Origin of the sequence: Tabrizicola sp. (genome assembly GCF_036781545.1) — a bacterium.
GTDB lineage: Bacteria > Pseudomonadota > Alphaproteobacteria > Rhodobacterales > Rhodobacteraceae > Tabrizicola.
Map to the genome: position 1 here is coordinate 1 of NZ_DAIQAT010000102.1, position 12,146 is coordinate 12,146.

15 protein-coding genes and 1 tRNA gene are annotated in these 12,146 nt (G+C 64.6%); 9 read left to right on the forward strand and 7 right to left on the reverse strand.

Annotation, left to right across the window (positions count from 1 at the left end):
• The 3 genes from V7Q39_RS14245 to V7Q39_RS14255 all read right to left on the reverse strand — a co-directional run.
• Positions 1–235 (reverse strand): FAD-dependent oxidoreductase (locus tag V7Q39_RS14245; RefSeq protein ID WP_333817278.1); only part of this gene is annotated, 235 nt, incomplete at its 3' end.
• A gap of 114 nt (positions 236–349) precedes the next feature.
• Positions 350–859, reverse strand: coding sequence for a copper chaperone PCu(A)C (locus V7Q39_RS14250; RefSeq protein ID WP_333817263.1), 510 nt, complete (start codon positions 857–859; stop codon positions 350–352).
• A 116-nt stretch (positions 860–975) separates the two neighbouring features.
• Positions 976–1,338, reverse strand: a complete 363-nt coding sequence (locus V7Q39_RS14255) for a hypothetical protein (RefSeq protein WP_333817264.1) — start codon at positions 1,336–1,338, stop codon at positions 976–978.
• 129 nt (positions 1,339–1,467) lie between these two features.
• Between V7Q39_RS14255 and V7Q39_RS14260 the strand changes: the two genes are divergently transcribed.
• Positions 1,468–2,535, forward strand: coding sequence for a dipeptidase (locus V7Q39_RS14260; protein ID WP_333817265.1), 1,068 nt, complete (start codon positions 1,468–1,470; stop codon positions 2,533–2,535).
• A gap of 80 nt (positions 2,536–2,615) precedes the next feature.
• Here the strand turns inward: V7Q39_RS14260 and V7Q39_RS14265 are convergent, their stop codons facing one another.
• Positions 2,616–3,503, reverse strand: a complete 888-nt coding sequence (locus V7Q39_RS14265; RefSeq protein ID WP_333817266.1) for a hydrogen peroxide-inducible genes activator — start codon at positions 3,501–3,503, stop codon at positions 2,616–2,618.
• A 164-nt stretch (positions 3,504–3,667) separates the two neighbouring features.
• Here V7Q39_RS14265 and katG point away from each other — a divergent pair, with 164 nt between their 5' ends.
• Complete coding sequence (gene katG / locus V7Q39_RS14270; protein WP_333817267.1) at positions 3,668–5,836, forward strand: catalase/peroxidase HPI; 2,169 nt, start codon at positions 3,668–3,670, stop codon at positions 5,834–5,836.
• A 163-nt stretch (positions 5,837–5,999) separates the two neighbouring features.
• Here the strand turns inward: katG and V7Q39_RS14275 are convergent.
• Positions 6,000–6,085 (reverse strand) — tRNA-Leu (locus tag V7Q39_RS14275).
• Between the two features lie 55 nt (positions 6,086–6,140).
• Positions 6,141–6,701 carry a LuxR C-terminal-related transcriptional regulator gene (locus V7Q39_RS14280; protein ID WP_333817269.1) on the reverse strand — a complete coding sequence of 187 codons (561 nt, stop codon included), beginning with the start codon at positions 6,699–6,701 and terminating at the stop codon, positions 6,141–6,143.
• A 113-nt stretch (positions 6,702–6,814) separates the two neighbouring features.
• Here V7Q39_RS14280 and V7Q39_RS14285 point away from each other — a divergent pair, with 113 nt between their 5' ends.
• From V7Q39_RS14285 to V7Q39_RS14295, 3 genes are read left to right on the forward strand one after another with little or no spacing between them, the layout of a single operon-like run.
• Positions 6,815–7,519: a CoA transferase subunit A gene (locus tag V7Q39_RS14285; RefSeq protein ID WP_333817270.1), complete on the forward strand. Its 705-nt coding sequence runs from the start codon at positions 6,815–6,817 to the stop codon at positions 7,517–7,519.
• Entirely contained in the window at positions 7,519–8,160 is a 642-nt protein-coding gene (locus V7Q39_RS14290; RefSeq protein ID WP_333817271.1) for a 3-oxoacid CoA-transferase subunit B, read from the forward strand. Before V7Q39_RS14285 ends, V7Q39_RS14290 begins: the two co-directional genes overlap by 1 nt.
• Positions 8,153–8,440: a GNAT family N-acetyltransferase gene (locus tag V7Q39_RS14295; RefSeq protein ID WP_333817272.1), complete on the forward strand. Its 288-nt coding sequence runs from the start codon at positions 8,153–8,155 to the stop codon at positions 8,438–8,440. The genes V7Q39_RS14290 and V7Q39_RS14295 overlap by 8 nt, the downstream gene beginning before the upstream one ends.
• Positions 8,441–8,443: 3 nt before the next feature.
• Here V7Q39_RS14295 and V7Q39_RS14300 read toward each other — a convergent pair whose 3' ends face one another.
• Positions 8,444–9,295 carry a lytic transglycosylase domain-containing protein gene (locus V7Q39_RS14300; protein WP_333817273.1) on the reverse strand — a complete coding sequence of 284 codons (852 nt, stop codon included), beginning with the start codon at positions 9,293–9,295 and terminating at the stop codon, positions 8,444–8,446.
• A 342-nt stretch (positions 9,296–9,637) separates the two neighbouring features.
• On the opposite strand from V7Q39_RS14300, the gene V7Q39_RS14305 reads away from it, so the two are divergent.
• From V7Q39_RS14305 to cpaB, 4 genes are all read left to right on the forward strand, one after another.
• The gene (locus tag V7Q39_RS14305) at positions 9,638–9,838 is read left to right on the forward strand and encodes a hypothetical protein (protein ID WP_333817274.1); all 201 of its coding nucleotides are present in this window, start codon (positions 9,638–9,640) and stop codon (positions 9,836–9,838) included.
• Positions 9,839–10,342: 504 nt separating this feature from the next.
• The gene (locus V7Q39_RS14310; protein ID WP_333817275.1) at positions 10,343–10,543 is read left to right on the forward strand and encodes a hypothetical protein; all 201 of its coding nucleotides are present in this window, start codon (positions 10,343–10,345) and stop codon (positions 10,541–10,543) included.
• A 228-nt stretch (positions 10,544–10,771) separates the two neighbouring features.
• Complete coding sequence (locus V7Q39_RS14315) at positions 10,772–10,942, forward strand: hypothetical protein (protein WP_333817276.1); 171 nt, start codon at positions 10,772–10,774, stop codon at positions 10,940–10,942.
• A 128-nt stretch (positions 10,943–11,070) separates the two neighbouring features.
• A complete protein-coding gene (cpaB, locus tag V7Q39_RS14320) occupies positions 11,071–11,931 on the forward strand; it encodes a Flp pilus assembly protein CpaB (RefSeq protein WP_333817277.1) in 861 nt (286 codons plus the stop codon).
• Positions 11,932–12,146 lie beyond the last annotated feature (215 nt).

Sequence of the window (12,146 nt, forward strand, 5' to 3'; positions counted from 1 at the left end):
GCGACTGCACGAAATCGGCCCCGAACTGCGAGATGCGGATGTTCAGCTCGGTCGAAAACTGCTGCCGGATGCAGGAAAAACTCAGCGTGGTCGCGGCCTGCTCGTAGGTCGGATCGCGCTCGACCACCAGCACCCGGCCCGCAAAGCCCATCTGCGTCAGCCACCACGCGGTCGACGACCCCATGATCGCCCCGCCGATGATCACCACATCATAGCGGGCGTGCTTCGGCTCCATCTGAAATCCCTGCATGTCCGTCCTGCCTCAAGCTCTCGCCCGGGGTGTAGCGCAGCTTTGCCGCAGGGTAAATCCGGCGCGGGTCGGCCCCGCGCCGGAGGCTTGCACCGGGCCTCAGCCGCCCGAGCCTTCGCCCATCTCCATCCCGTCCATCTTGGAATGGTCCATCCCTTCCATCCCCTCGCCCATCGGCGGGTCGATCATGAACTCCACCTCGGCCCGGCCCGCATGTTCGAAGATCAGCGTGACCTTGCGCATCTCGCCTTCCTTCAACTCACCGGTCAGCCCCATGAACATGATGTGATAACCACCATGCTCCAGGTTCACCGTCTCGCCGGGCGGGATTTCGATGAAATCGACATGCTCCATCGTGCCGATGCCATTCTCGTCGACCTTGCTTTCATGGGTTTCCGCCTTGGCGGCAAAGTCGGCCTCGACCCCGATCAGCCGGTCGGCCTCGGTCCCGTTGTTGCTGATCGCCAGGAACCCCCCGGCGGCCTTGGCCGACTTGGCAGGCTGCGGGATATTGGCGTGGATGATCTCGAGGTCGCCCACCATCACCTCATGGGCAAGGGCGGGACCGGCCAGCAGCAGCGCGGCTGCGAAAGTCAGGATGCGTTTCATAGGTTTGCTCCGGTTGGAAAGAAAAAGGGACGGCCTGCAGGCTGCAAGACAACAGGACCTGCGTTGTCAGCCAGCGGCTAGGATGGGGGCGTCGGCGAGAAGGACAGGCGCCGCCGTCAGGCGACGGGCGGTCCTTGTGGCCGATGCGCAGGATCGGCAAAGCGGGCGAAGCCCCGGGCCGCACATGGGGCGATGACTTCGGCCTGGAAGGCCAGGTCCAGGTCGATCCGCAGCCCGGTCAGGGGAGGAAGGTCCGCCCCGTGGCTGATCTGGCAAGCTTGGCACTCTACCCCGCTATGCGCGGCCCTGCCGGGATCTCCTCCGCAGAAGTCGCTCAGGCTGACCCCGTTCTGCAAGGCAAAAGCCAGCGCCTCGTCCTGCGCGTCGGGTATCCGATGCGCAAAGCCCGTCGCCACCAGGGCAACGGTCAGGGCGACAAGCAGCGCCACCCGATGCAGGACATGGAGCAGACGGACCATCCCTTTGGCATGGCTGAAGACACCCGGCCCGTCAACCGTTCCGCGCCGCCTGCGGCGAAACGGCCCGGCTTGCGCATCCCGGCCAAAAGCAGAAGAGTGGCCCCGAACCCCTGCACTTGGACCCCAGCAATGCCCAGCCAGATCCCCGTCTTCGATGGCCACAACGACATCGTCCTGAAAATCGCCGCCGCCGGACCTGACCGCGCGAAGCTCTGGCTGCAGGGCGAGGGTGCGGGGCATCTCGACCTGCCGCGGATGCTGGCCTCGGGCTTCGCGGGCGGATTCTTCGCGGTCTACATCCCCTCGCCCGAGACAGGGGAACCCGTCGACCACGACGCGCTGATGGACAACCCGCCCTATGATCTGCCGCTGCCAGACCTGATCCCCCATACCGCCGCCCAACCCGTCGCGGTCGAAATGCTGGGCCATCTCCTCTGGATGGAGCGCGCCTCCGAGGGCCGCTTCCGCTGGTGCCGCAGCGTCGCCGACATCCGCGCCGCCATGGCCGCGGGCGCCGTCGCCGGCATCCTCCACTTCGAGGGCGCCGAGCCCATCGGCCCCGATCTCGACGCACTGCACCTCTTCCACGCCATGGGCCTGCGCTCGCTCGGCCCGGTCTGGAGCCGCCCGACCATCTTCGGCCATGGCGTCCCCTTCCGCTTCCCCTCGACCGGCGACACCGGCCCCGGGCTGACCGACCTCGGCAAGGCGCTGGTCCGCGAATGCAACGCGCTTCGCATCATGATCGACCTTTCCCACCTGAACGAGGCCGGGTTCTGGGACGTGGCGAAACTGTCGGACGCCCCCCTCGTCGCCACCCATTCCAACGCCCATGCAGTCACCGCCTCCAGCCGCAACCTGTCCGACCGCCAGCTTCGCGCCATCGGCGAGACCGGTGGCATGGCCGGGCTCAACTTCGCCACCTGCTTCCTGCGCCCCGACGGCCGCCGCGGCGCGGACATGACCCTCGATCCGGTGAAACGCCACATCGAGCACATGCTGAAGATTGCCGGAGAGGATCACGTCGGCCTCGGCTCGGACTACGACGGCGCGACCACGCCGCAGGATATCGGCGGGGTCGAAGGACTGCCGGTCCTGATCCAGGCCATGCGCGAGATGAACCTTGGCGAGCCGCTGATCACCAAGATCGCCCATGGCAACTGGCTGCGGCTGCTGGAGCGCACCTGGGGCGCCTGACAAGCCGCTTGTCGATTGCTTTCGGCACTCCTCGCTCGGCGCGCGCGCGGGCGGCGAGAAGCCGAAGGCGCACGAGGAGTTTACCCAAGAACCCCGCGCAACCCCTCGGCCAGCCCGGCATAGCGGTCGGCCAGGGGGTTCGACCGCCGCCAGACCAGCCCGATGGTCCGCTTCGGCCGGGGCTCGGGCAGCTTGTGCAGGACCACGGGGGCCGAGCGCAGTTCCACCTCCGCCGCCATCTCCGGGATCAGCGTCACCCCGATACCGGCGCCGACCATCTGCACCAGCGTCGACAGCGACGAGCCCTCCATGATCTCGCCCGTCGGGCGCGGCGGCAGCTTGCAGACCGCAATCGCCTGATCGCGGAAACAGTGCCCCTCTTCCAGAAGCAGCAGCGGCTCTGCGGGCAGGTCGGCCAGGGACGGCACCGGCAGATGCGCCGCGCCCTGGTTGCGAACCAGCAGGAACTCCTCGTCGAACAAGGGCGTCTCGGCCAGCGACGGCTCCGACACCGGCAGCGCCAGAAGCGCCAGGTCCAGGCGACCCTCGGCCAGGTCGCGCACCAGTTTCGGCGTCACCGCCTCGCGCGGGCGCAGGTCCAGGTCGGGATAGGCCGCCGCCAGATGCCGCATCACCCGCGGCAGCAGATAGGGCGCCACCGTCGGAATCACGCCCAGCCGCAGCCGCCCCGACAAGGGCCCCGCCGAGGCCCGCGCCAGCGCCCCCAGCTCATCCACCGCGCGCAACACGTCGCGCGCCCGGACCGCCACCTCCTCGCCCAGCACCGTCAGGCTGATCTGCCGTGCCCCCCGCTCGACCAGCGGCGCACCCAGGATCTCTTCCAGCTCCTTCACCTGCAGCGACAGGGCCGGTTGCGAGATCGACGAGGCCTCGGCCGCCCGCCCGAAATGCCGGTGCCGGGCCAGCGCGTCGAAATAGCGCAGGTGCTTCATGGTGAGTGGTGTCATAGGCTCTGCATATCGCGGCGATAGGAAAATGAAAATTCCTATTATCGCTTAGGGGTGCTAGCCAATGACCCAGGACGAAGACCGGCGACTCGCCTGCCTGCCCCTCCGGGGCGGGGCGAGGCTTTGGTTTACGTCACCGCATTCAGCCAGACGAGGAGAGCAAGATGGACGGGAATGACATGAAAAGCGCGGGCAAATGCCCGGTCCTGCACGGTGCGATCACCACGACCGAGACGACGGTGATGGACTGGTGGCCGAAGTCGCTGAACCTCGACATCCTGCACCAGCATGACAGCAAGGTGAACCCGCTGACCGGGTTCAACTACCGCGAGGAAGTGAAGAAGCTGGACTTCGAGGCCCTGAAGCGCGACCTGATCGCGCTGATGACCGACAGCCAGGACTGGTGGCCCGCCGATTGGGGCCATTACGGCGGTCTCTTCATTCGCATGAGCTGGCACGCTGCCGGGACCTACCGCATGGCCGACGGCCGCGGCGGTGCCGGGACGGGCAACCATCGCTTCGCGCCCTTGAACAGCTGGCCCGACAACGCCAACCTGGACAAGGCGCGGCGCCTTCTCTGGCCGATCAAGAAGAAATACGGCAACCGCCTCAGTTGGGCCGATCTGATGGCGCTGGCCGGGACCATTGCCTACGAATCCATGGGCCTGAAGACGTTCGGCTTCGCCTTCGGACGTGAAGACATCTGGGCGCCCGAAAAGGATGTCTACTGGGGCTCTGAGAAGGAATGGCTGACCGACAGCCGCTATCCGACCAAGGAAGACCGCGCGAGCCTGGAAAACCCGCTCGCCGCCGTGGTCATGGGCCTGATCTACGTGAACCCGCAGGGCGTCGACGGCCAGCCCGACCCGACCCGCACCGCCCGCGACGTGCGCGAGACCTTCGCCCGCATGGCGATGAATGACGAGGAAACCGTCGCGCTGACCGCGGGCGGCCACACCGTCGGCAAGGCACATGGCAACGGCAACGCCGCCCTGGTGGGCGCGGAACCGGAAGGCGCCGGGATCGAGGAAGGCGGCCTCGGCTGGATGATCAACTCCACCCGTTCCGTGGGGCGCGACACCGTGACCTCGGGCCTCGAAGGCGCCTGGACCACGCATCCGACCAAATGGGACAACGGCTATTTCGACCTGCTGTTCAAATACGACTGGTGGCTGGCGAAATCCCCCGCCGGGGCCTGGCAATGGCAGCCGATCGGCATTGCCGAGGAAGACATGCCGGTCGACGTGGAAGACCCGACGATCCGCCGGATGCCGATGATGACCGACGCCGACATGGCGATGCGCTTCGATCCGGAATATCGCAAGATCGCCGAGCGCTTCCGCGACGACCACGCCTATTTCAGCGACTGCTTCGCCCGCGCCTGGTTCAAGCTGACCCACCGCGACATGGGGCCGAAGGACCGCTACCTGGGCCCCTGGGTGCCGCAGGAAGACCTGATCTGGCAGGATCCGGTCCGCGAAAGCTCCACCGCCTGGGACGTGGCGGCGGTGAAGGCGAAGATCGCGGCTTCGGGCCTCTCGATCAGCGACATGGTCAGCACCGCCTGGGATTCGGCCCGCACCTATCGCGGCTCCGACCACCGGGGCGGCGCGAATGGTGCCCGCATCCGCCTCGCGCCCCAGAAGGACTGGGAGGGCAACGAGCCCGCCCGCCTGGCCCGCGTACTGTCGGTGCTGGAACCGATCGCGCGTGAGGCCGGGGCTTCGGTTGCCGACGTGATCGTGCTGGCGGGGAATGTCGGCGTGGAACAGGCGGCGCGGGCCGCAGGCTTCGAGGTGACGGTGCCCTTCCACGCCGGACGCGGCGACGCGACGGATGCGGAAACCGACGCCGACAGCTTCTCTGTGCTGGAGCCGCTTGCCGATGGCTTCCGCAACTGGCTGAAGCAGGACTATGCGGTCTCCGCCGAGGAGCTTCTCCTCGACCGGGCGCAACTGATGGGCCTGACCGCGCCCGAGATGACCTGCCTTCTGGGCGGGATGCGGGTGATCGGCACCAACCACGGCGGCACGAAGCACGGCCAGTTCACCGACCGCGTCGGCGCGCTGACCACCGACTTCTTCACCGGACTGACCGACATGGCCCTGAAATGGGTGCCGAAAGGTTCGAACGACTACGAGCTGACCGACCGCAAGACCGGCGCGGTGAAGTGGACGGCAACGCGGGCGGACCTGGTGTTCGGCTCGAACTCGATCCTGCGCGCCTATGCCGAGGTCTATGCCCAGGACGACAACCGCGAGAAGTTCGTGCGTGACTTCGTGGCGGCCTGGACCAAGGTGATGGAAGCCGACCGCTTCGACCTGCGGGCCTGATCCGGCCGACGGCCCGGGCGAAAGCCCCGGGCCGTCGCTTTCCCATGCACTCGGGGCTCGCCCCGATCTCACGGCGGGTCAACCCTTGCCAATCGCTTAACGTCCGAAACCAACCCATTGAAATCATGGGGTGCGGCCCCTCTGTCCCGCGTGGACAGCGAGGTGGTGCCCGCGGTCGGACTCGAACCGACACGGCCTTGCAGCCAAGGGATTTTAAGTCCCCAGTGTCTACCATTTCACCACGCGGGCGGCAGGCCGGACCTTAGCCCCTGCCCGCAGCGGGGGAAAGCCCGCACCGCATCGGCTAGCCTTCCCCCGGGCCGCCCGCCGCCAGCAACCGGCTCACCAGTTCGAAGCTGTTCCTGACCCCCATCTTGCGGATCATGTTCGCCCGGTGCACCTCCACCGTCCGGGGCGACGATCCCATTGCCAGCGCGATCTCCTTCGAGGTGAAGCCGTTCACCAGATAGCGCGCGATCCGCTTCTCCGTCGCCGTCAGCGGTCCCGCCGCCGTGCCTCCGGTCTCCAGCGGCCGGTAGGTCCAGACCGCCAGTCGCTGCGGATCGTCCCGGTCCAGCGCCGTGCCGTGCCCCTCCATCCAGACCACCTGGCCGTCCTTGCGTCGCATGAACCGTTCGTCGCGGTAGACCGACGCCGTCCCCATCGCTTTCCGTGCGCGCTCGCCGATCAGCTCGTAGTCCGTCTGGCCGGGATAGAGCACCCGGATCGACTGCCCCTCCAGCTCGGCAGGCCGCCAGCCGAACACCGCCTCGACCCGAAGGCTGACGCGCAGGATCACCCGATCCGCCAGGATCAATGTCGCATCCGGCGCGTGCTGGAAGGCCAGCCTTTCATAGTCGCGCATCGCCGCCTCTACGTAGCCTCATACGTATTCTTACGGATGGCAGGCTCCGGCGCAATCTTTCAGGATCATCCCGGTCCGATGTTCCCATGAGCGGAACCGGGAGGAGACGACCCATGAACAAAGTCTACCCAAGCGCCGCCGCGGCCCTTGACGGGCTCCTGCACGACGGCATGCTGATCGCCGCCGGCGGCTTCGGCCTCTGCGGCATCCCCGAGCTTCTGATCGCCGCCATCCGCGAGGCGGGCACCAAGGGCCTGACCATCGCCTCGAACAATGCGGGCGTCGATGGTTTCGGCCTCGGGCAGCTTCTGGAAACCCGGCAGGTGAAGAAGATGATCTCGTCCTATGTGGGCGAGAACGCCGAATTCATGCGCCAGTATCTGAGCGGAGAGCTGGAGCTGGAATTCAATCCCCAGGGCACGCTGGCCGAACGGATGCGCGCGGGCGGCGCGGGTATCCCCGGCTTCTACACCGCGACCGGCGTCGGCACGGTGATCGCCGAGGGCAAGGAACATCACGACTTCGACGGCAAGACCTATATCCTTGAGCGCGGCATCGTCGCCGATCTTGCCATCGTCAAGGCCTGGAAGGCCGACCCCAGCGGAAACCTCGTCTTCCGCAAGACCGCGCGCAACTTCAACGTCCCGGCCGCCACCTGCGGCAAGACCTGCGTGGTCGAGGTCGAGGAGATCGTGCCGCTCGGCAGTCTGGACCCCGACAAGATCCACCTGCCGGGAATCTACGTCCATCGTATCGTCACCGGCGCCCACGAGAAGCGGATCGAGAACCGCACCACCCGCAAGCGGGAGAACGCATGATGGCCGAGGAAACCAAAGGCTGGGACCGCAACGGCATGGCCGCCCGCGCCGCGCAGGAGCTGCAGGACGGCACCTATGTGAACCTCGGCATCGGCATTCCGACGCTGGTGTCGAATTACATCCCCAAGGGCGTCAGCGTGACCCTGCAATCCGAAAACGGGATGCTGGGCATGGGTCCCTTCCCTTATGAGGGCGAGGAAGACCCCGACCTGATCAACGCCGGCAAGCAGACGATCACCGAACTGCCGCAGACCGCCTATTTCGATTCTGCCCAGTCCTTCGCCATGATCCGCGGCGGCAAGATCGCGATGGCGATCCTCGGCGCGATGGAAGTGGCGGAAAACGGCGACCTTGCGAACTGGATGATCCCCGGAAAGCTGGTCAAGGGCATGGGCGGCGCGATGGACCTCGTCGCGGGCGTGGGCCGGGTGGTCGTGGTCATGGACCACACCTCCAAGCATGGCGAATCGAAGGTGCTCAAGGCCTGCACCCTGCCTCTGACGGGCAAGGGCGTCGTCGACCGGATCATCACCAATTTGGGCGTGCTGGATGTGGTGCCGGGCGGGCTGAAGCTGGTGGAACTCGCCCCCGGCATCACCGAGACCGAGCTTCGCGCCGCGACGGAGGCCACGATTGTCTGATCACATCGTCACCCGCGAACACGGGGCAACCAAGGGCCGCTTCGTGATCCGCCGCGAGGGAGAAGAGGCTGAGCTGACCTATTCGGTCACGACGCCCACCCTGATCATCGCCGACCACACCGGTGTGCCCGACAGTTTCCGGGGCACCGGCGCGGGCCTTGCTCTGGTTCAGGCGCTGGTCGATGCGGCGCGGAAGGACGGCTTCAAGGTCGTCGCCCTCTGCCCCTTCGTCAAGGCGCAGGCGCAGAAGCATCCCGACTGGGCCGACGTCTTCGTCTGACCGTCAAAGGCCCGCCAGATCGGTCCGGAACACGCAAGGATCCGTCACCAGCAGCGGCTGGCTGACGCAGAGGCCCTGCGCCACCCGCCAGGCGGCCAGCACCTTCGGCACATAGTCCCGCGTCTCGGCATAGGGCGGCACGCCGCCATTGCCGCGCACCGCGCCCTCGCCCGCGTTGTAGGCTGCCAGCACCATCACCGGATCGTTGTCGAACTCCTTCAACAGCCAGTCCAGATAGGCGACCCCGCCCTTGATGTTCTGCACCGGATCGGTCGAATCCGTAACCCCGAAGCGTTTCGCCGTGGCCGGGATCAGCTGCATCAACCCCACCGCTCCCGCCGAACTGACCGCATCGGACCGTCCAGCGCTTTCGATTCCGATCACCGCCAGCACCAGCGCGGGCGAAACGCGGGTGTCCAGCGTCGCGCGCAGGATGTCCTTGCCGTATTGGTCCGCGACGTCCTGCATATGCTGCAGCCGCGGCGCACCCACGATCGTGCCGTTCGGTCCCTCGGACAGCGTGGCCAGCGCCAGGTCGAAGCGGTCCGAAGCCTCGCCCAGGCCAGCAGGCACCTTCTCCCAATACCAGGCGTAAGAGGAGGCCGGCGCCGGCCCAGGCTTGCTGATCACATCGTCCGCAGCCTTCGGCGCTTCATGCTCATGCACAGGGTTCGGGTCGACCTTCGGCAGGGCCGCCAGGTAGCGCGCCTGCTCCTCCGGGTCGATCTGCACGGTGATCCGCTTTCCGGGCAGGCTGTCGCCCACCCTGACCCGCTTGAAACTGAATTCCTCCGCGCCCGCCGCCAATGGGGCGGCCACGCAGAGAATCGCTGCGATCCATGAAGTCTTCCGCATTTTGGTGGCCTGCTCGCCTTGTCGTTTTGCCGGAAGAATCGCAGGTTCCCCCCGGGCCAGCCAGCATTTTTGCGCACCAATCATGGCATTTCCGCCCGAATTGGCGAAAAAACCACGCCCTACCACGCAATGGTGAACGGTTTCCTAAAGTTTCTTTCTTTTGTTTTCAGTGCCTTAGTCGGAGCGGTGCAGATTTTTGGGAACGACTAAGATTCTGCGAATCTCGTCCAAACTGCTGCCACGTTTGGGGGGCTTTATTCTTTCATACCGAACGAACAGGGCACCCCTCCGAGCCCAACGTGCCGGTTCAGACACAACTGCACCTTAGAAAGGGACCTGACCATGACCAAGATTTCCGCCTTCCTGAAAGACGAAGCCGGCGCCGTGACCGTTGACTGGGTGGTTCTGACCGCCGCGATCGTCGGCTTGGGCCTGCTGATCTTCAGCTTCGTCCGTCCGGCCGTGTCGAACGTTGCCGAGCAGATCGGCGTTGAACTCGAAGCCGCCAAAACCTGCATGACTACCGACGGCAAGACCTGCTGATTTCGTCCGGGCTGACGCCCCGACATGCTGGCCGCGCTTCGCAAGAAGCGCGGCCAGTTTCTTTTCTGGTCTGCCTCTCGGTCTACCTAGGCAGGACATGCTCTACGCCATTTGACGGACCCGCCGCGCAGCTCTTCATCCCCGCCGGCGTTAGGCTGAGCCCAGTCCAGGCGCTCGCAGTTGTAGCCGACCGCGACCATCGGTTGCTTCGCAAATCGGCGTGCGGCGATTCGTGGCGCAATTGGTTAAAACTTCCCAGATTTTGCCAACCTGTCGCAGGTGACAACTACATCCTGCCCTGCCACAGTATTTTTATCATTAAAAATCAATAAATTATAAGATAATTCGCGATATTAATACTTGGCTAAGAAATTCCCTGCGCAGTCCCAAATCCTGCCACGATTGACTGGCTATATGCTCCCATACCGAACGAAGACGGCGGTGATGACGGTCGGATCGGAACGGTTGTAATGCAGTTGAGCACACCTTAGAAAGGGACAGACCATGACCAAGATTTCCGCCTTCCTGAAGGACGAAGCCGGCGCCGTGACCGTTGACTGGGTGGTTCTGACCGCCGCGATCGTCGGCTTGGGCCTGCTGATCTTCAGCTTCGTCCGTCCGGCCGTGTCGAACGTTGCCGAGCAGATCGGCAAAGAGCTCGAAGCTGCCAAAACCTGCATGACCACCGACGGCAAGACCTGCTGATCCGGTTCAGGTCGAGCGACCTAAAGGCTGCGCTTCGCAAGAAGCGCAGCCTTTTTCTCTTTATGGACGATCCGGCAAGTGCAATCGCCGACACTCCCCCGCATTTTGTGCCCGCATCCCTCTAAGTGCCCGACATCTGCTAAAGTTTCGCCTTATTCAACTGCCACGGTATCCATGATTGAGCACACAGCCCGTGACGGGAGGACATCGATGAAGCGCATGCGGAAGATGCTGAAAGACGAAGAGGGCGCCGTTACGGTCGACTGGGTGGTTCTGACCGCAGGCGTCGTGGTGCTGGGCATGTTAATAGCTCCGATGCTGAAGTCGCCGGTGTCCAATCTGGCCGAATCCATCGGCGACGGTGTCGAGGAAGCCGGTTCCTACATCCCGGCCCGCTAGCTGAGGGAGCACATCAATCCCATCGGGGCGCCCATCCACTGCCTTGATGGGGCGCCTTTCTCACATTAGAAGAAGTGCCGGGCGCCGCGGCAAGACCATTGATCGCCCGCAGCTATCAGAGGGTTAGTATGAGAGCAGTATTCGCATTGGTTCTCCTCGTCGGCATGGCCCTGGCCGGCATGGCCGTCTACATGATCCAGGACTATATGGCGGGCCTAGAAGGCGCGCTGGAACAGGAACAGGCCTTCAACGCCAAGGCCGGTAAGCTGGTCGAGGTCTATGTCTTCGCCAAGCCGAAGAAATACGGCGACGCTCTTGCCGAGGGCGATGTGCAGCTGATCTACTGGCCCGAGAAGTCGCTGCCGAAGTCCATCTTCCGTGACAAGGCCGCACTCTTTCCGGAAAACGCCACTGGCCCGCGATACATCATTCGCTCGACAGAGGCGTTTGAGCCCGTACTGGCCAGCCGCGTGACAGAACCCGGCCAACTCGCGAGCCTGACCTCGAAACTCGAAAAGGGCAAACGCGCCTTTGCCATCCGCGTTGGTATGGATTCGGGGATCGCGAACTTCGTCAAACCGGACGATTACATCGACATCCTGTGGACCGGCAGCGTCGCTGGCGTCGAGGGCGGAATGACCCGGCAGATCGAAAGCGCGGTCCTAGTCATTGCGGTTGATAGTGCCATCAACGAAGGTCAGGTCTCCTCGGATACTGTCGCGCAGACAGTGACAGTCGCGGCCACACCGGAACAGGTGGCACGTCTAGCCCAGGCTCAATCGACAGGTCGCCTGACCCTTTCGTTGGCGCGCGATCAAAGCGAAACCATTGAAGGCACGGTCGAAACCGATACCAAATCCATGCTCGGGATCGTCGAGGAAGTGCAGGCCCCCGAGGTCGTGGTCGTGGAAAAGAAGAAGTGCTACGCCAAGCAGCGCAGCGGCGGGGTACTCGTCGACACCGATGTCGAGATTCCCTGCAAGGAGTGATCCTTCACTCTACTCAACCACAGGGCGCGGCCACATCATCTTGGGCCGCGCCCTTTCCTTTTTCCAACCCTTTGCGACCTGTTGCAGTTTATCCACATCAACTATTCGCTCCAAAGCATTGATTCTTGCAAAAAAATCGGGGCTGGTTCATTCTCACCCTCGATAAGGGCGTTCAAGACCCAAACGAGGCGTGGTCGAAAGGGCAGATCACATGT